Annotated in this window: 16 protein-coding genes; 13 read left to right on the forward strand and 3 right to left on the reverse strand. The window is 67.8% G+C overall.

Going from position 1 to position 16,837, the window contains the following annotated elements; translation table 11 throughout:
* Positions 1-85 precede the first annotated feature (85 nt).
* Positions 86-1,066, reverse strand: coding sequence for a tRNA dihydrouridine synthase (locus GRB96_RS05300; protein WP_161431138.1), 981 nt, complete (start codon positions 1,064-1,066; stop codon positions 86-88).
* 182 nt (positions 1,067-1,248) lie between these two features.
* Between GRB96_RS05300 and GRB96_RS05305 the strand changes: the two genes are divergently transcribed.
* Genes GRB96_RS05305 through GRB96_RS05315 form a run of 3 tightly spaced genes read left to right on the forward strand, consistent with a single transcriptional unit; the run spans position 1,249 to position 4,701 of the window.
* The gene (locus GRB96_RS05305) at positions 1,249-1,497 is read left to right on the forward strand and encodes an OadG family protein (protein WP_133483483.1); all 249 of its coding nucleotides are present in this window, start codon (positions 1,249-1,251) and stop codon (positions 1,495-1,497) included.
* A gap of 50 nt (positions 1,498-1,547) precedes the next feature.
* Positions 1,548-3,368, forward strand: coding sequence for a sodium-extruding oxaloacetate decarboxylase subunit alpha (oadA, locus tag GRB96_RS05310; RefSeq protein ID WP_161431140.1), 1,821 nt, complete (start codon positions 1,548-1,550; stop codon positions 3,366-3,368).
* A gap of 10 nt (positions 3,369-3,378) precedes the next feature.
* Entirely contained in the window at positions 3,379-4,701 is a 1,323-nt protein-coding gene (locus GRB96_RS05315; RefSeq protein ID WP_161431142.1) for a sodium ion-translocating decarboxylase subunit beta, read from the forward strand.
* 79 nt (positions 4,702-4,780) lie between these two features.
* Here the strand turns inward: GRB96_RS05315 and GRB96_RS05320 are convergent, their stop codons facing one another.
* Positions 4,781-5,398: an IMPACT family protein gene (locus tag GRB96_RS05320; protein ID WP_161431144.1), complete on the reverse strand. Its 618-nt coding sequence runs from the start codon at positions 5,396-5,398 to the stop codon at positions 4,781-4,783.
* Positions 5,398-5,880: a transcriptional repressor LexA gene (gene lexA / locus GRB96_RS05325; RefSeq protein WP_161431146.1), complete on the reverse strand. Its 483-nt coding sequence runs from the start codon at positions 5,878-5,880 to the stop codon at positions 5,398-5,400. The genes GRB96_RS05320 and lexA overlap by 1 nt, the downstream gene beginning before the upstream one ends.
* Positions 5,881-6,068: 188 nt before the next feature.
* On the opposite strand from lexA, the gene ccmA reads away from it, so the two are divergent.
* From ccmA to smc, 10 genes are read left to right on the forward strand one after another with little or no spacing between them, the layout of a single operon-like run.
* Positions 6,069-6,713 (forward strand): cytochrome c biogenesis heme-transporting ATPase CcmA, encoded by a 645-nt coding sequence (gene ccmA, locus GRB96_RS05330; protein ID WP_161431148.1) that lies wholly within the window; start codon positions 6,069-6,071, stop codon positions 6,711-6,713.
* Positions 6,714-6,720: 7 nt separating this feature from the next.
* A complete protein-coding gene (ccmB, locus tag GRB96_RS05335) occupies positions 6,721-7,461 on the forward strand; it encodes a heme exporter protein CcmB (protein WP_161433015.1) in 741 nt (246 codons plus the stop codon).
* A gap of 14 nt (positions 7,462-7,475) precedes the next feature.
* Positions 7,476-8,216, forward strand: coding sequence for a heme ABC transporter permease (locus tag GRB96_RS05340; RefSeq protein WP_161431151.1), 741 nt, complete (start codon positions 7,476-7,478; stop codon positions 8,214-8,216).
* The gene (ccmD, locus tag GRB96_RS05345) at positions 8,216-8,455 is read left to right on the forward strand and encodes a heme exporter protein CcmD (protein WP_161431152.1); all 240 of its coding nucleotides are present in this window, start codon (positions 8,216-8,218) and stop codon (positions 8,453-8,455) included. The genes GRB96_RS05340 and ccmD overlap by 1 nt, the downstream gene beginning before the upstream one ends.
* Position 8,456: 1 nt before the next feature.
* A complete protein-coding gene (gene ccmE / locus GRB96_RS05350; protein ID WP_161433016.1) occupies positions 8,457-8,960 on the forward strand; it encodes a cytochrome c maturation protein CcmE in 504 nt (167 codons plus the stop codon).
* A 14-nt stretch (positions 8,961-8,974) separates the two neighbouring features.
* Positions 8,975-10,981, forward strand: a complete 2,007-nt coding sequence (locus tag GRB96_RS05355; RefSeq protein WP_161431153.1) for a heme lyase CcmF/NrfE family subunit — start codon at positions 8,975-8,977, stop codon at positions 10,979-10,981.
* On the forward strand, positions 10,978-11,511 hold the full coding sequence (locus GRB96_RS05360) for a DsbE family thiol:disulfide interchange protein (protein ID WP_161431154.1): 534 nt from the start codon (positions 10,978-10,980) through the stop codon (positions 11,509-11,511). The genes GRB96_RS05355 and GRB96_RS05360 overlap by 4 nt, the downstream gene beginning before the upstream one ends.
* Positions 11,502-11,984, forward strand: coding sequence for a cytochrome c-type biogenesis protein (locus tag GRB96_RS05365; RefSeq protein WP_161431155.1), 483 nt, complete (start codon positions 11,502-11,504; stop codon positions 11,982-11,984). Before GRB96_RS05360 ends, GRB96_RS05365 begins: the two co-directional genes overlap by 10 nt.
* Positions 11,981-13,231 (forward strand): c-type cytochrome biogenesis protein CcmI, encoded by a 1,251-nt coding sequence (gene ccmI / locus GRB96_RS05370; protein ID WP_161431156.1) that lies wholly within the window; start codon positions 11,981-11,983, stop codon positions 13,229-13,231. The genes GRB96_RS05365 and ccmI overlap by 4 nt, the downstream gene beginning before the upstream one ends.
* Positions 13,232-13,250: 19 nt before the next feature.
* Positions 13,251-16,742, forward strand: a complete 3,492-nt coding sequence (gene smc / locus GRB96_RS05375) for a chromosome segregation protein SMC (RefSeq protein ID WP_161431157.1) — start codon at positions 13,251-13,253, stop codon at positions 16,740-16,742.
* The last annotated feature ends 95 nt before the right edge of the window (positions 16,743-16,837 follow it).

Here is a 16,837-nt window from a genome sequence, read left to right on the forward strand (position 1 = left end):
TACTCGGATTTACCGCCGTTTCTCTATCCCGCCGTCGCCTAAGAGTACTTCGTTTTCACGCCAGTCTGCGAAGAACCTTTCTTTTCTATATCACCGCTGCACTTGTCGCCGTCTGTCGGAGGCCGGCTGCCTCCGTGGTGTCGGCGATCAGGCCCGCGAGCAGGTCATCCAGCCCGGTGAGACGCTTGAGGCGCTGGAAACGTCGGGCCGCCTCGGCGTCTGCCTGGCGCATATGGTTGAGCCACTGCTTTACCAGGGAGGTGACGACGCGTTCGGGCAGAGCTCGGCGCTGGAGGGTGGCGAATTCTTCGAGGATTGCTGCCCGCGCCGCCCAGGGGGTGGGCGGCAGCCGCTCGCCGGTATGCTGCCAGTGGCGGATGCGGGCTGCCAGCCAGGGGTCGGCCAGGGCGCCTCGGCCAAGCATCACGTGTCGGCAGCCGGAGAGGGTGCGGGCCTTCCAGTAGTCCTCGAGGGTCCAGATGTCGCCGTTGGCGATCACCGGGATGGTCAGGTCGCGTCGAATGCGGCCGATCCACTCCCAGTGGGCCGGTGGGCGGTAGCCCTCTTCCCGGGTGCGGCCATGCACCACCAGGTGGCGGGCACCCCCTGCCTGGGCAGCGCGCCCGCAGGCCAGTGCCAGGCGTCGATCGGCGAAGCCCAGGCGGATCTTGGCGGTCACTGGAATATGCTGGCCCACTGTCTCATGCACGGCAGCGACCACGGCATGCACGCGCCGCGGGTCGCGCAGCAGCGAGGCGCCGCCATCGTGGCGGTTGACCAGCTTGGCCGGGCAGCCGAAGTTGAGGTCGACACCGGTGGCGCCTAGGCGCAGTGCCTGGGCGGCGTTGGCCGCCAGGGCCTCGGGATCGGAGCCGAGCAGCTGTAGCTGAACCGGTACGCCGGCCGGAGTCGTCATGCGAGCGCCCTGGAGTTCGGGGCAGTGCTTATGGAAGACGCGCGGTGGCAGTCGGGCATCTACCACGCGGACGAACTCGGTGACCGCCCAGTCGAAGCCCGGCTGCCGGGTCAGCAGGTCCCGGGTGTGGGCGTCGATAACGCCCTCCATAGGGGCCAGGCCGACCCTGCCCGGTACATCTTGTAGTAAATTAACAACGCCGACTTCCACCACAGCACCATTGCAATCTGATCAGAGTGTGGCAGGTTATAGCATCGAAAATTTTGCGCAAGCCGCCATGTCTCGCACCGTTGAGGCGCATGGAGGTACATGTTCAACAGGAGAGGCGCGCGATGCAGGACATGCAGCTGCTGGAAGAGGGACTCTCCCTCATGGCCCTTGGCATGGGCTTCGTTTTTGTTTTTCTTACCTTGCTAGTCATCGTCACCACCCTGATGTCCAAGATCATCGGTCGCTTCTTCCCGGAGCCCGTGGCGCCTCCGGTGCCGGCACGCGGTCGTGGTGCCGCTCCCCAGGACGATGACGTCATGGTGGCCATCAGTGCCGCGGTGCATCACTATCGCCGCCGACACCGCCGCTGAACCCCGCCTGCCTCCCTTCTCCCTACATCCACTACCTCAAGGTCAAACCCATGACTGACAACGCTCGCCCGCTGGGCATCACCGATGTGGTCCTGCGTGACGCCCACCAGTCGCTGTTCGCCACCCGCATGCGTCTCGACGACATGCTGCCCATCGCCGAGAAGCTCGACCGCGTCGGCTTCTGGTCTCTGGAGTCCTGGGGCGGGGCCACCTTCGACGCCTGTATCCGCTACCTCGGCGAGGATCCGTGGGAGCGGATACGGGCGTTGAAGGCCGCCATGCCCAACACCCCCCAGCAGATGCTGCTGCGTGGCCAGAATCTGCTGGGCTATCGCCACTACGCCGATGACGTGGTGGACAAGTTCGTCGAGCGGGCCAGGACCAACGGCGTCGACGTGTTCCGTGTCTTCGATGCCATGAACGACCCGCGCAACCTGGAGCGCGCCATCCAGGCGGTGCGCAAGGTCGAGGGTCATGCCCAGGGCACGCTCTCCTACACGGTGAGCCCGGTGCACACCCTGGACGGCTGGGTCGAACTCGGCAAGACCATCGCCGCCATGGGTGCCGATTCGCTCTGCATCAAGGACATGGCCGGCCTGCTCAAGCCCTACGACGCCTTTGAACTTGTCACCAAGCTCAAGAAGGCGGTGGATATCCCCATCCACATGCAGTGTCACGCCACCACCGGCATGTCCACCGCTACCGCCCTCAAGGCCGCCGAGGCAGGCATCGATAACGTCGACACCGCCATCTCCTCGATGTCGATGACCTATGGCCACAGCCCCACCGAATCGGTGGTGGCGATCCTCCAGGGCACCGAGCGCGACACCGGCCTCGACCTCGAGCTGCTCGAGGAGATCGCCGCCTACTTCCGCGAGGTGCGCAAGAAGTACGCCGCCTTCGAGGGCTCGCTGAAGGGCATCGACTCGCGCATCCTGATTGCCCAGGTGCCGGGCGGCATGCTCACCAACATGGAAGGCCAGCTCAAGGAGCAGGGCGCCGGCGACAAGCTCGACGACGTGCTTAAAGAAATTCCCAAGGTACGGGAAGATTTGGGCTTTATTCCGCTGGTCACCCCCACCTCCCAGATCGTCGGCACCCAGGCGGTGATGAACGTGATGATGGGGGAGCGCTACAAGTCGATCTCCAAGGAGGTCCAGGCGCTGCTCAAGGGCGAGTATGGTGCCGCCCCGGCGCCGTTCAACAAGGAGCTGCAGGCGCGCGTGCTGGAGGGGGGCGAGCCGATTACCTGCCGCCCGGCCGACAACCTCAGCCCCGAGATGGACAAGCTGGCCGCCGAGCTCAAGGAGAAGGCCAAGGCCGACGGCATCCGCCTGGCCGAGGGCGAGCGCGAGATCGACGACGTGCTCACCTATGCGCTGTTCCCCCAGATCGGCCTGAAGTTCCTCAACAACCGCGACAACCCCGATGCCTTCGAGCCGGCGCCCCAGGTCTCCGAGGCCGGCGCCAGCCTGCCCGCGAAAGCAGAGGCCAAGGCACTCGCGACCCAGGGCGGAGCCCCGGCCGGCTCCGAGACCTATACCGTCAAGGTCAACGGCAAGCAGTATGTGGTCGAGGTCGCCGAGGGTGGCGAGATCGGCCAGGTCGCCGAGAAGGGCGAGGCCGCCAAGCCCGCCGAGAGCGCCCCCGCCGCCCCCAGCGGCGAGGCGATCACTGCGCCCCTGGCCGGTAACATCTTCAAGGTCAACGTGCGCGAGGGGGACAGCGTCGCCGAGGGGGATGTGGTGATCATCCTCGAGGCGATGAAGATGGAGACCGAGGTGCGTGCCGCATGCGCCGGTACCGTCTCTTCCGTCAAGGTCGGCGAGGGCGACAGCGTCGCCGTCGGTGACGTGCTGATCGAGCTCTAAGGGCCCCGACATGGAGAAACTACTGACACTCTGGTACGGCTCGGGGGTCTACAACCTGACGCCGGGTCAGGCCGTGATGATCCTGGTCGGCATGCTGCTGCTCTACCTGGCCATCGCCAAGAAGTTCGAGCCGCTGCTGCTGGTGCCCATCGGCTTCGGCGGCATCCTGGCCAACATTCCCGAGGCGGGCCTGGCGCTGTCGGCGCTGGACCAGGCCATCGAGGTGGCCAAGCCAGCGGTGCTGCAGCAGCTCGCGACGGCGCTGGGCGTGACCCTCGACCCCCTGGCCAACGCCGAGGCGTGGCGCGAGTCGCTCAAGGGCGTGGCCCACGACGGGGCCGCGCCGGATGCGCTGCGCGCCGCGCGCGACATCGCGGTGGGCGTCGGTTATGGCGACGGCATGCTCTACAGCTTCTACAAGGTTGCCATCGCCTCCGGCATCGCCCCGCTGATCATCTTCATGGGCGTGGGTGCGATGACTGACTTCGGCCCGCTGCTGGCCAATCCGCGCACCCTGTTCCTGGGTGCGGCGGCCCAGTTCGGCATCTTCGCCACCCTGTTCGGCGCGGTGGGCCTCTCGTCGCTGGGCGTGATGGACTTCTCGCTCAACCAGGCCGCTGCCATCGGCATCATCGGCGGCGCCGACGGCCCCACCTCGATCTACGTGTCGAGCGTGCTGGCTCCCGAACTGCTGGGTGCGATCGCCGTGGCCGCCTACGCCTACATGGCCCTGGTGCCGCTGATCCAGCCGCCGATCATGAAGCTGCTGACCTCGAAGCGGGAGCGCGAGATCACCATGACCCAGCTGCGGCCGGTGTCGAAGCGCGAGAAGATCGCCTTCCCCATCGCCATCCTGCTGCTGGTGGCCTTCTTCCTGCCCGATGCGGCACCGCTGCTGGGGATGTTCTGCTTCGGCAACCTGATGCGCGAGTGCGGGGTGGTGGAGCGCCTCTCCGATACCGCCCAGAACGCCCTGATCAACATCGTCACCATCATCCTGGGCCTCTCGGTGGGCTCCAAGCTGATGGCCGAGAGCTTCCTGGCCGTGGAGACCCTGGGCATCCTGGCGCTGGGCATCGTGGCCTTCGGCATCGGCACCGCCGCGGGGGTGCTGATGGCCAAGCTGATGAATGCGGTGAGCCGCATTCCGATCAATCCGCTGATCGGCTCGGCGGGCGTCTCGGCGGTGCCCATGGCGGCCCGGGTCTCCAACAAGGTGGGCCTGGAGGCCAACCCGCACAACTTCCTGCTGATGCACGCCATGGGGCCCAACGTGGCCGGGGTGATCGGCTCGGCGGTGGCCGCGGGGGTGATGATCAAGTACCTGGGCTGATCGCCACAGGATGCCAGCCACTGCGAAAGGCGCCCTCGGGCGCCTTTCGTCTTTTCCGGGTGGTAACAGGGGGGAGGGGTCAGGCCTCGAGGAGCTCGAGGTGACCGCGCAGCCGCGAAGCCAGCGGGCTCAGCTCGACCTCGACGTCGCGGGGCCAGCCGACGGTGAGGCGCACGCCCTGGGCGTCGTAGTCGGCCGCCTCGACGGGGATCTCGCGCTCGGCGAGCCAGGCCCGGGCCTCGGCCTCACCCGCGAAGTCGACCCGTAACTGCAGCGGGCTACGCTCGATGATCTCGCGTCTCGGCAAGGTCTCCAGTGCCTGGGACACGGCCTGGCTGTAGGCGCGGGCCAGGCCGCCGGTGCCCAGCTTGGTGCCGCCGAAGTAACGTGTGACCACGCAACCCACCTGGCCCAGGCCCGAGCCCTCCAGCACCTGAAACATGGGGCGGCCGGCGGTTCCGCCGGGCTCGCCGTCGTCGGAGAAGCCGATGGCGGACTGCTCGCCGGGCGGTCCGGCTATAAAGGCGCTGCAGTGGTGGCTGGCACCGGGGTGGCGCTCGCGGGCGGCCGACAGCAGTGTCTCGAAGGCGGCCACGTCTGGGGCATGGCAGAGCCAGGCGATAAAGCGGCTGCGTTCGACGTCGGTCTCGGTTTCCCGCCACTCTCCCGGCGGCAGGTCGGGTATCGGGTAGCGCATCAGGCGGCCAGTTCGCCCTGGCGCACCACGCCCATCACCATGCCCAACACCTGGATATCGCTGTTCTTGAGGAAGATGGGGGCCATCTGCTGGTTGGCGGGCTGCAGGCGTACGCCGGACTTCTCGATATAGAGCTTCTTCAGGGTGACCTCCCGGTTGTTGATCATGACCACCGCGGTCTCGCCGTTCTCGGCGCTCTCGCACTGTTCGATGATGATCACATCCCCATCGAAGATGTTGCAATCGATCATCGAGTCACCGCGCACGCGCAGGGCGTAGGTGTTGCGCCGCACCATGCGCCGGGGGACGCGGATATGGCTCACGCTGGGGCAGGCCTCGATGGGCATGCCCGCCGAAACGTTGCCCAGCAGCGGGACCTCGACCATCTCCTGCGCATCGCCGGGCATGGGGCAGGGCGTCCAGGCCTCGGCCAGGCGCTGGTTGGGGCGGCGGATCAGGAACTGCGTGGTGACCTCGGGCATGCTGCATCTCCTGTTGAAACATACAGTGTCTGGTGAGCATAGCAGGGCGCCCGAATCTGGCAAGGCGACCAATCGACGATGCGCTTGATGCATGTCAACCGCGACCTGCTGACGCGGCAGGCGTCTCTGGTAGAAAAAGCCCTTTCCGTGTAGAGTCTCGAGCCAAATTACCCACGCCGGAGAGTGTCTTGACCCTGCGCCTGCAAGCCAGAGGCCTGGCCTGTGAACGGGATGATCGGTGGCTGTTCGAGGATCTCGACCTGGATATCCGCGGCGGTGAGATCGTGCGCGTCGAAGGCCCCAACGGCAGTGGCAAGACCACCCTGCTCAAGATCCTTTCCGGCCAGCTCGCCGACTACCATGGCGAACTGTTCTGGAACGAACGGCCCATGCGCCAGGCGCGCCAGTCCTTCCTCGAGAACCTGCTCTATCTGGGCCATGCCCCGGGGGTCAAGGCGGCGCTGACACCGCTGGAGAACCTCGCCTGGTACCAGGCGCTGGCCGGTGAAGCCGTCCATGAGGCCCCGCGCCTGGCAGCGCTGGAGTCGGTGGGGCTGGCGGGCTTCGAGGACGTGCCGGCCGGACAGCTCTCGGCCGGCCAGCAGCGTCGGGTGGCGCTGGCCCGCCTGGAGCTCACGCCGCGTCCGTTGTGGGTGCTGGACGAACCCTTTACCGCCATCGACCGCCATGGGGTCGCGGCGCTGGAGGAGCGTCTTGTGGTCCACGCCCGTTCGGGGGGCTGTGTGCTGGTGACCACTCACCATGAACTCAAGGCGTCGGAAGAGCTGCGGCATGTCCGTCTCGGCCGGGGAGGGCAAGATGCCGAGCGCTGATACTCGCATGAACGGCAGCGACAGCAAGCGCGATAACGGCGACCGTCAGGTCACTGCAGGGGAACCCCGCGGCGGCCTGACGGTCGCAGTCTGGGCGACGCTCAAGCGCGACCTGACCCTGCTGATGCGTCGACGCAGCGAGGTGCTCAATCCGCTGGTGTTCTTCGCCCTGGTGATCACCCTGTTCCCGATCGGCATCTCGCCGGACCCGGAACTGCTGGCCACCATCGCCCCCGGGCTGCTGTGGGTGGCGGCGCTGCTGGCGGCGCTGCTCTCCCTGGACAGCCTGTTTCGCGGCGACTACGAGGACGGCTCCCTGGAGCAGCTGCTGCTGACGCCACAGCCGCTGCCCATGCTGGGGCTGGCCAAGGTGGCGGTTCATTGGCTGCTGACCGGACTGCCGCTGGCGCTGATGGCCCCGGTATTGGGCATCATGCTGGCGCTGCCGGCGGGCAGCTACCTGATACTGGCCTTCTCCCTGGCCCTGGGCACCGCCAGCCTGAGCCTGATCGGTGCCATCGGCGCGGCGCTCACCGTGGGGCTGTCACGCGGCGGGGTGCTGCTGTCACTGCTGGTACTGCCGCTCTATATCCCGGTGCTGATCTTCGGCGCCGGTGCCGTTCAGGCGGCGATCATGGGCGATGGCGCCGCCGCACATCTGGCGATTCTGGGGGCCCTGTTGGCCCTGTCACTGATGCTGGCCCCCTGGGCGATCGCGGCGTCGCTGCGCATCAGTATCAACGGTTGAGAGGTGGAAAAGGCATGTGGGCCTTCATTAACAAGTTGCGTTCCCCCAAGTGGTTCTACGCCATCAGCGAACGGCTGCTGCCGTGGTTCTGGGTGGCCGCGGCTGCGCTGATCCTGGTGGGCAGCGTCTGGGGGCTGGCCTTCGCGCCGGCGGACTATCAGCAGGGCAACAGCTTCCGCATCATCTACGTGCACGTGCCGGCGGCCTTCCTGGCCCAGTCGATCTTCGTCAGCATGGCGGTGTGTGGCCTGGTCTACATGGTGTGGAAGATCAAGGTGGCCGACATGGTCGCGGCGATGATGGCGCCACTGGGGGCCGCCATGACATTCATCTCGCTGTTCTCCGGGGCGGTGTGGGGCGTGCCTACCTGGGGCACCTGGTGGATGTGGGATGCGCGGCTGACCTCGATGCTGATCCTGTTTTTCCTCTACCTGGGAGTGATCGCCCTGCGCGGCGCCTTCGCCAGCCGCGACAGCGCTTCTCGGGCCGCCTCCGTGCTGGCCATGGTGGGGGTGATCAATATCCCCATCATCAAGTACTCGGTGGACTGGTGGTACACCCTGCACCAGCCCGCCACCTTTACTGTTACCGGGCGTGTCGGCATGCCCATGGAGATGTGGGTCCCGCTGCTGATCATGGTGCTGGGGTTCTACAGCTTCTTCATCGCGGTGACCCTGATGCGCACGCGCAGCGAGATCCTGCGCCGCGAATCCAACAAGCGTTGGGTGCGTGACCTGGCCGGAGGAGAGCGCTGATGGCCTTCGAATCCTTCAACGAATTCATCGCCATGGGGGGGCATGCCCCCTATGTCTGGGCGGCCTGGGCGGCGACCGCCGCGCTGCTCGTCGCCATCGTCCTCCACGCCCGCGCCGAGCGCCGCCAGCTGCTGCGCAGCCTGCAGCGTCGCGTCCGTCGCGAGCAGCGCCTGGGAGTCGATCAGGACGAGGCAGCGAAAGTTTCACATCAATCGGGTGGTAATCGTCATGACACTTAGCCTGACACCGAAGCGCAAGCAGAGGCTCTTCGTGATCCTGGGGCTCGTCGCCCTGGCCGCGATCGCCGTGGGCCTGACCCTCTACGCCCTGCGCAGTAACATCAACCTGTTCTTCAGCCCGGTACAGATCGCCGCCGGGGATGCCCCCTTCGAACGCCAGATCCGTGCCGGAGGCATGGTCAAGGAGGGCACCGTGGCCCGTGATCCGGAGAGCCTCGATGTGGCCTTCGTGGTCACCGACTATGTCGATGATCTCGAGGTGCGCTACAGCGGCATCCTGCCCGACCTGTTCCGCGAGGGGCAGGGCGTGGTGGTGGTCGGCGAACTGCAGTCCGAGGGCTGGCTGCGTGCCGACCAGGTGCTGGCTCGCCACGACGAGAACTACATGCCCCCCGAGGTGGCCCAGGCCCTGGAAGACGCCGGCTACTCGCCGGAGGACTATCAGGCCAAGGCCGCCGAGGTGGGTGAGCGGATGGAAGCCCAGCAGCAAGGCGCCAGCCAGTAACGAGCGGAGAACCCATGCAGATCCTGATGATCCCCGAGATCGGCCACTACGCCCTGGTGATCGCCATGCTGATGGCCGCCGTGCAGGGCGTGTTGCCACTGGCCGGCGCGGCCACCCGCCGCCCGCTGTGGATGGCCTACGCCCGGCCCATGGCGGCCGGGCAGCTGCTGTTCGTGGCCATCGCCTACGCCTGTCTGACGGCCAGCTACATGCTGGACGACTTCAGCGTGACCAACGTGGCCAACAACTCCAACTCCATGCTGCCCTGGTACTACAAGCTCAGTGCCGTGTGGGGCAACCATGAGGGCTCGGTACTGCTGTGGAGCCTGCTGCTGGCCGCCTGGGGCTACTTCGCCTCGCGCTTCTCCCGGGAGCTGCCTCGCGACATGGTGGCGCGGGTGCTGGGCGTGCTGGGGCTGGTCGGCACCGGCTTCCTGGCCTTCGTGCTGGTCACCTCCAACCCCTTCGAGCGCCTGCTGCCCAACGTGCCGGGCGACGGTGCCGACCTCAACCCGCTGCTCCAGGACATCGGCCTGATCATGCATCCGCCGATGCTCTACATGGGCTATGTGGGCTTCTCGGTCGTCTTCGCCTTCGCCATCGCAGCCCTGCTGGGCGGTCGTCTGGATGCGGCCTGGGCCCGCTGGGCGCGCCCCTGGACCAACCTGGCCTGGGCCTTCCTCACCGTGGGTATCGCCCTGGGCAGCTGGTGGGCCTACTACGAGCTGGGCTGGGGCGGCTGGTGGTTCTGGGACCCCGTCGAGAACGCCTCGCTGCTGCCCTGGCTGACCGGCACGGCGCTGATGCACTCCCTGGCGGTGACCGAGAAGCGCGGTGCCTTCAAGAGCTGGACCCTGCTGCTGGCGATCTTTACCTTCTCGCTGTCGCTGCTGGGCACCTTCCTGGTGCGCTCCGGGGTGCTCACCTCGGTGCATGCCTTCGCCAACGACCCCTCACGCGGCCAGTTCATCCTGATGCTGCTGGGCATCACCGTGGGCCTGTCGCTGCTGGTGTTCGCGTTGCGGGCGCCGCGGGTCGGCCACAAGGTCGGCTTCACCTGGCTCTCTCGCGATGCCCTGCTGCTGATCAACAACATCCTGCTGGTGATCATGACGATCACCGTGCTGATGGGCACCGTCTACCCGCTGCTGCTCGATGCCCTGGATCTGGGCAAGATCAGCGTCGGCCCTCCCTACTTCAACGCGCTCTTCGTGCCGCTTACCCTGCTCCTCGCGCTGTTCATGGGGCTCGGCCAGGTGGCGCGCTGGAAGCAGACACCGGTGAGCCTGCTGGTCAGCCGACTGTGGCTGGCGGCGGTGGGGGCCGTGGTACTGGGGGCGGCACTGCCGCTGCTGTTCGCCGAGCGCTGGAGTCCGGCGGTGGCGATCGGCCTGATCGCGGCGCTGTGGATCGTGCTGCCCATGCTGCGTGACCTGTTCGAGAAGGCCCGTAACGCCAGCTCCGTGGGTGCCGGGCTCAAGAAGCTGTCGCTGGCCTACTGGGGCATGCAGCTCGGCCACCTGGGCGTGGCGGTGACCATCGTCGGCGTGGCGGTGGTCTCCAACTACAGCATCGAGCAGAACGTGCGCATGGCACCGGGCGACAGCGTCGAGGTGGCCGGCTACACCTTCACCATGAACGAGCTCTCCAGCCGCCAGGGAGCCAACTTCCTGGCCGACCGGGCCAACATCTCGGTACAGCATGGCGACAGCAGTCGTAGCTTCGCCATGAACCCCGAGAAGCGCCTCTACCTGGCGACCCGCATGCCGATGTCCCAGGTGGCGCTGCGTCCCGGCTTCCTGCGTGACCTCTACGTGGCCATGGGCGAGGACCTGGGCGACGGCAGCTGGGCGCTGCGGGTGCAGTACAAGCCCTTCGTGCGCTGGCTGTGGCTGGGTGGCCTGCTGATGGCCTTCGGTGGTGTCCTTGCGGTGGCCGACAAGCGCTACCGGCGCCTGGCGACCGCGCGTGACCCCGAGGCCAGGGCGGCCCCCGCGCCGGGGCGGGAGGCCAGCGCATGAATCGTCGGCTGATCCTGCTGCTTCCGCTGGCCGGTTTCCTGGCGCTGGCGGTGTTCCTCTATCAGGGGCTGTCGCTGAACCCCTTCCATCGCGAGTCGGCCCTGATGGCGCGCGAGTTCCCCGCGTTCGACCTGGCCACCCTCAAGGAGCCCGAGCGGCGGGTCGATCGTGACCTGCTGACCACCGGCGAGCTGACCCTGGTCAACGTCTGGGGTGAGTGGTGTCCCGAGTGCAAGCGTGAGATGCCGCAGCTGCTCGACCTCGCCGAGCGCCACGACATCCGCCTGGTGGGCATCAGCTGGAAGGATACCCGCGAGAAGGCGCTGGGCTTCCTGGAGGAGTTCGGCGACCCCTTCGAGGTCAACATCTTCGACCCGGACAACGAGCTGGCCTTCGAGCTCGGCGTCTATGGCGCGCCGGAGACCTTCCTGGTGGATGGTGACGGGGTGATCCGCTACCACCACACCGGTTATATCGCGCCGGGCGATGTCACCGAGACGATCCTTCCGGAGGTGGAACAATGGCGCTGATGCGACTTTCGCGACTCCTGACCACGGCTCTTGTCCTGCTGCTGGTGGCGGGGTTGGCACAGGCCGCCGCCATCGAGGTACGCGAGTTCGATGATCCGGTGCTCGAGGAGCGCTATCGCGACCTCACCGCCTCACTGCGCTGTCCGACCTGTCAGAACCAGGCGATCAATGACTCCGACGCCCCGGTCTCCGGCGACATGCGTGATCGTGTCTACCGGCTGCTGATGGACGGTCGCGCGGACATCGAGATCCGTAACCATATGGTGGAGCGTTTCGGCGACTACGTGCTTTACAACCCGCGCCTCGAGGGCCGCACCTACCTGCTGTGGGGGCTGCCGGCGGTGCTGGGCCTGCTTGGCCTGGTGCTGGTGGGCCTGCTGGTACGCGCCCGTCGTAACGCCTCCAACAGGGAGCTCTCCGCCGAGGAACGTGCTCGCCTGGATGCCCTGATCAACCGCGAGAGAACCGAATGACCCTGCTGTGGATCGCCTTCGCCTTACTGCTGCTGCCGGCCCTGTGGCTGCTGGTGGCGCCTCTCAAGCGAGCCCGCGCGGTGCACGACGCCCAGCGCGATCATGAGACCAACGACCGCTCCGCGGATCAGAACGTGGCCATCTACCAGCGCCGCCTGGCCTCCCTGGAGGCCGCCTTCGAGCGTGGCGATATCGATCAGGCCAGTTTCGAGGAGGACCGCCTGGCGCTCGAGCGCAGCCTGCTCGAGGACACCGAGCGACTCAAGCGAGCCCCGCTCAAGGCCTCCGCCTCCGGGCGCCTGGCGGTGCCGCTGGTGATGCTGGCGGTGGTGGTGGCCAGCGTGCTCTGGTATCAGCACGAAGGCGCCGAGGGCGACCTGGCGCTGATGGCCGTACGCCAGGAGGTGATGAGCGATCCCGAGGGCTCCCCCGAGATGCTGATCGAGCGGCTCGAGGAGCAGGCCGCCCGCCAGCCGGAGAACCCCAACGTCTGGAGCATGCTGTTCCCGCTCTATCGTGACGGCGGCCAGGGGCGCGAGGCCATCGATGCCCTGGAGCGGCTGATCGAGATCGAGGGGCGCCATCCCCAGCTGCTGGCGCAGCTGGCCCAGATCGAGTTCTTCGTCGCCGGCCGCCGGCTGACCGACCGCGTACAGGAGTTGGTCGACGAGACCCTGGAGAAGAACTCCAGCGAGCCCACGGTGCTCGGCTTGCTGGGCATCGAGGCCTTCGACCGCGGCGCCTATCAGGAGGCCATCGACAACTGGCGGCGTGCCATCGCCGGCATGAGTGATCCCGCCTCCGGTGAGGCGCTGCGCCAGGGTATCCAGATCGCCCAGCAGCGCCTGGGTCAGGAGCCCGAGGGTGACGTGGCGGTGGAGGAGGAGCCCCAGGGTCCCGGTATCCTGGCCCGCGTCAGCCTGGACGAGGAGCTCGCCGGTCGCCTCGACGACAACACCCCGGTGTTCGTGGTCGCCCGGGACATGGCCGGCGAGCTGCCGCCGCTGGCCGTGGCCCGCCTGACACTGGGCGACCTGCCCACCGAGCTGGTGCTCGACCAGCGCCATGCCATGTCGCCCCAGGCCAACCTCGGCCAGGTCGAGCAGGCACGCCTGGTGGTGCGCGTCTCCGAGAGTGGCCAGGCCACGCCCCAGCCCGGCGACATGTTCGGCCAGCGTGGCGGTGTCGCCGTGGGCGACACCGACGGCGAGCCGGTCGAGATCGTGATCGACAGCGTCGTCGATTGAACGGAGTGGACCGCCCGCGATGCGCCTGACCTCGATCCGCCTGGTGGGCTTCAAGTCCTTCGTCGACCCGGTCACGGTGCCCTTCGACAGCAACATGACTGCCATTGTCGGTCCCAACGGCTGTGGCAAGTCCAACATCATCGATGCGGTGCGCTGGGTGATGGGGGAGTCGTCGGCCAAGACCCTGCGTGGCGAGTCCATGGCCGACGTCATCTTCAACGGCTCCACCGGCCGCAGGCCGGTGGGGCAGGCCGCCATCGAGCTGCGCTTCGACAATCGCGACGGTGCCATGGGGGGGCTTTATGCCCAGTACGCCGAGATCGCGGTGAAGCGCCAGGTCACCCGCGAGGGGCAGTCCAGCTACTTCTTCAATGGCCAGAAGTGCCGTCGCCGCGATATCGCCGACCTCTTCCTGGGCACCGGACTGGGCCCGCGCTCCTACGCCATCATCGGCCAGGGCATGATCTCGCGGCTGATCGAGGCGCGCCCCGACGAGTTGCGCGCCACCCTCGAGGAGGCCGCGGGGATCTCCAAGTACAAGGAGCGGCGCCGCGAGACCGAGAATCGCATGCGTCGCACCCAGGAGAATCTGGAGCGTCTGGAGGATATCCGCGAGGAGCTCGACAAGCAGCTCGAGCGACTCAGGCGCCAGGCCGAGGCGGCACGCCGCTATCAGCAACTCAAGAACGAGGAACACCGCGTCAAGGGCGAGCTGACCCTGCTGCGGGCCCGTGCGCTGCGTGCCAGCCAGGGCGAGGAGGAGAGTCGCGTCGCCGAGCTCGAGACCGCCGTGGAGCGCGAGGTGCTCGGGCTGCGCCAGTGCGAGACCCGCCTGGAGGAGGCCCGTGCCGACCACGACCGCCTGGCCTCCGAGCTCGACGCCGAGCAGTCGCGCTTCTTCGAGACCACCACCGCCATCGCCCGCCTGGAGCAGGACCTGGAGCATGGCCGTTCCCGGGATGCCCAGCTGGCCCGCGACCTCGAGACGGCACGCCGCGAGCTGGCCGACCTCGAGCGTCTCGGCGAGGACGACGGCGAGCGCCTGGTCAGCCTCGACGAGCGTCTGGCAACCCTGGTCCCCGAGCGTGAAGAGCTCGCCGAGCGCCTCGAGGAGCTTGAGGCCGCCCTGGAGGAGGCCGAGCCCGAGGCGGAAGAGGCCGATGCCGCCTGGGAGACGTTCAGCGAGCAGTGGCGCGAGACCAGCCGAGAGGCCGAGCGTAGCCAGGATCGCCTGCGCGAGCTGGAGTCACGCCTGGAGCGGCTCGACGCCGATCTCGCGCGTCGCCGCCAGCAGCAGCAGGAGCTGCCCGACCTGCAGGCGTTGACCGCCCAGCGCGACGAGCTCGCCGAGCAGCTCGCCGAGATCGAGCTCGAGCGCGAGGCACTCGAGGATCGTCGCGATGCCCTGGCCCAGGCCCGGGAGGCCGCTCGCGAGAGGTCGCGAACCGCCGAGGAGGGACGCGAGGTCGAACGCCAGGCGCGCAGCGAACTGGCCGGTGAGCTGGCGTCGCTGGAGGCGCTGATCGAGGCGGGGCTGGCCGACCACGACGAGACGCTGGATGCTCATCTTGCCGAGCATGGGCTCGGCGATGCCCCACGCCTCGGCGAATGCCTGGCGGTGGCCCCCGGCTGGGAGGAGGTCGTCTCCTGGGTGCTGGCACCCTGGCTGCGCGCCCGGATGGCACCACTCGATGGCCGCCTGGAGGCCCTGGCGGCCTCGCCGGGGGAGCTGGGGCTGGTCGCAGCGAGCGAGTCCGCGGCACCGCCCGACAGCCTCGCCGCCCGGGTGGAGGGAGCCGGTGGTGCCGGCCAGTGGCTGGCCACGGTGCGCTGCGCGGAGAGTCGCGATGACGCCTGGTCGCGTCGCCACGAGCTGGCTCCTGGCGAGAGCCTGATCACCGCCGATGGCCTGTGGCTTGGGCATGGCTGGGCACGCCGGCGGGGCAGCGGCGACGGCCCGGATGCGCTGCTCGTCAGCCGGCGCCGCCAGGCCGAGGTGCGCGGGCTCCTCGACGCCGTCGAGGCACGCCTGGCCGATCACGAGACACGCCTGGCGCATGCCCTGGAGGAGGCCGAACGTGCCGATACGGACCTCGAGGCGTGCCACCAGGCGGAGCGCGACCTCGATCGCCGCCATCAGCAGCTCGCCGTCCAGGACAGTGGCCTGGCCAGTCGACTCGAGCACCTGCAGGGTCGCGCCGCCGAGCTGAGCGAGGAGCTTGCCGGCCTCGGCGAGTCTCGCGAGGAGGCGCGCCTGGCCATCGATGAGGTGCGCGAGCAGTGGCAGGCCGCCATGGTGCGCCTGGAGGAGGGCGCCGAGCGTCGGGAACGCTTGGAGAGGCTGCGCCAGGCAGCCCGCGAGCGGCTCGCCAGTCTGCGTGGCCAGCAGCGCCCGCTGGCCGACCAGCTGCAGCACCTGGCCCTCGAGCAGGAGCGCCTGGCCGCCGAGCGTGCCGGCCTCGCCGAACAGCAGGGGCGTGCGGGAGAGGCGCGGGAGCGGCTCCAGGGGCGCCTCGCGGAGCTGGAGGAGGAGCTTGAGCTGCTCCGCGAGCCCGAGGAGGAGAGCCGCGAACGCCTCGAGGAGCTGCTCGACCGGCGCGAGCGCGAGGAGCGCAGCCTCAACGCGGTGCGTGCCCGGGCCGCGGAACTGGTCGAGCGACTGCGCGAGGACGAGCAGGCTCGCCAGGGTCACGAGCGTGCGCTGGAGGGCATCCGCGAGCGTCTGCAGGAGTCGCGCATGCAGGTCCAGGCGCTGCGTCTCAAGGCCGAGGGCCAGGATGAGCAGCTGCGGGAGCTGAACCACGACGAGCAGGCCCTGGGCGAGTCGCTCGACCCCAACGCCACCGAGTCGGCCTGGCAGACCCGCCTCGAGGAGCTCGGCGAGCGCATCCGCCGCCTGGGTGCCATCAACCTGGCGGCCATCGAGGAGTACGACCAGCAGGCCGAGCGCCGCGACTACCTGGAGGCCCAGCACGCCGAGCTGAGCGAGGCGCTGGAGACACTCGATCGGGCGATTCGCCGCATCGACCAGGAAACCCGTAGTCGATTCCGGGACACCTTCGAGCGAGTCAATACGGGTCTGCAGGCACTTTTTCCGCGAGTCTTCGGTGGCGGAACCGCGTGGTTGACGCTGACCGGCGACGATTTGCTGGAGACCGGGGTCGCCATCATGGCGCGACCGCCGGGCAAGAAGAACAGCACCATTCATCTGCTGTCGGGGGGCGAAAAGGCGCTGACAGCCCTGTCCCTGGTATTCGCCATCTTCCAGCTCAACCCGGCACCCTTCTGCATGCTCGACGAGGTGGACGCTCCCCTGGATGATGCCAATGTGGGACGCTACGCCAGGCTGGTGAAGGAGATGTCCGAGAGCGTGCAGTTCATCTACATCACCCACAACAAGATCGCCATGGAAGCGGGCGAGAGGTTGATGGGGGTGACGATGCAGGAGCCAGGTGTCTCTCGGCTCGTGGCGGTGGATGTCGAAGAGGCCGCGGCACTCGCCGAGGCCTGAACGCTTGAATGAAACCCCGAAAAGGGGTAACAAGGAAGCATCACATGTTGCAATGCATGGAAGCAGGGGGATCATCGAAGGGCGATTGCGAAGGG

Source organism: Halomonas alimentaria (assembly GCF_009902005.1).
Taxonomy (GTDB): Bacteria; Pseudomonadota; Gammaproteobacteria; order Pseudomonadales; family Halomonadaceae; genus Halomonas; species Halomonas alimentaria.

Bases quoted from the DNA above. Each gene is read 5' to 3' on its own strand.
- GRB96_RS05340 (WP_161431151.1), top strand. From the start codon at position 7,476: ATGTGGGCCTTCATTAACAAGTTGCGTTCCCCCAAGTGGTTCTACGCC.
- GRB96_RS05355 (WP_161431153.1), top strand. From the start codon at position 8,975: ATGCAGATCCTGATGATCCCCGAGATCGGCCACTACGCCCTGGTGATC.
- GRB96_RS05315 (WP_161431142.1), top strand. From the start codon at position 3,379: ATGGAGAAACTACTGACACTCTGGTACGGCTCGGGGGTCTACAACCTG.
- ccmD (WP_161431152.1), top strand. From the start codon at position 8,216: ATGGCCTTCGAATCCTTCAACGAATTCATCGCCATGGGGGGGCATGCC.
- smc (WP_161431157.1), top strand. From the start codon at position 13,251: ATGCGCCTGACCTCGATCCGCCTGGTGGGCTTCAAGTCCTTCGTCGAC.
- GRB96_RS05320 (WP_161431144.1), bottom strand. From the start codon at position 5,398: ATGCGCTACCCGATACCCGACCTGCCGCCGGGAGAGTGGCGGGAAACC.
- GRB96_RS05360 (WP_161431154.1), top strand. From the start codon at position 10,978: ATGAATCGTCGGCTGATCCTGCTGCTTCCGCTGGCCGGTTTCCTGGCG.
- ccmI (WP_161431156.1), top strand. From the start codon at position 11,981: ATGACCCTGCTGTGGATCGCCTTCGCCTTACTGCTGCTGCCGGCCCTG.
- oadA (WP_161431140.1), top strand. From the start codon at position 1,548: ATGACTGACAACGCTCGCCCGCTGGGCATCACCGATGTGGTCCTGCGT.
- ccmB (WP_161433015.1), top strand. From the start codon at position 6,721: ATGAACGGCAGCGACAGCAAGCGCGATAACGGCGACCGTCAGGTCACT.
- GRB96_RS05365 (WP_161431155.1), top strand. From the start codon at position 11,502: ATGGCGCTGATGCGACTTTCGCGACTCCTGACCACGGCTCTTGTCCTG.
- GRB96_RS05305 (WP_133483483.1), top strand. From the start codon at position 1,249: ATGCAGGACATGCAGCTGCTGGAAGAGGGACTCTCCCTCATGGCCCTT.
- GRB96_RS05300 (WP_161431138.1), bottom strand. From the start codon at position 1,066: ATGGAGGGCGTTATCGACGCCCACACCCGGGACCTGCTGACCCGGCAG.
- lexA (WP_161431146.1), bottom strand. From the start codon at position 5,880: ATGCCCGAGGTCACCACGCAGTTCCTGATCCGCCGCCCCAACCAGCGC.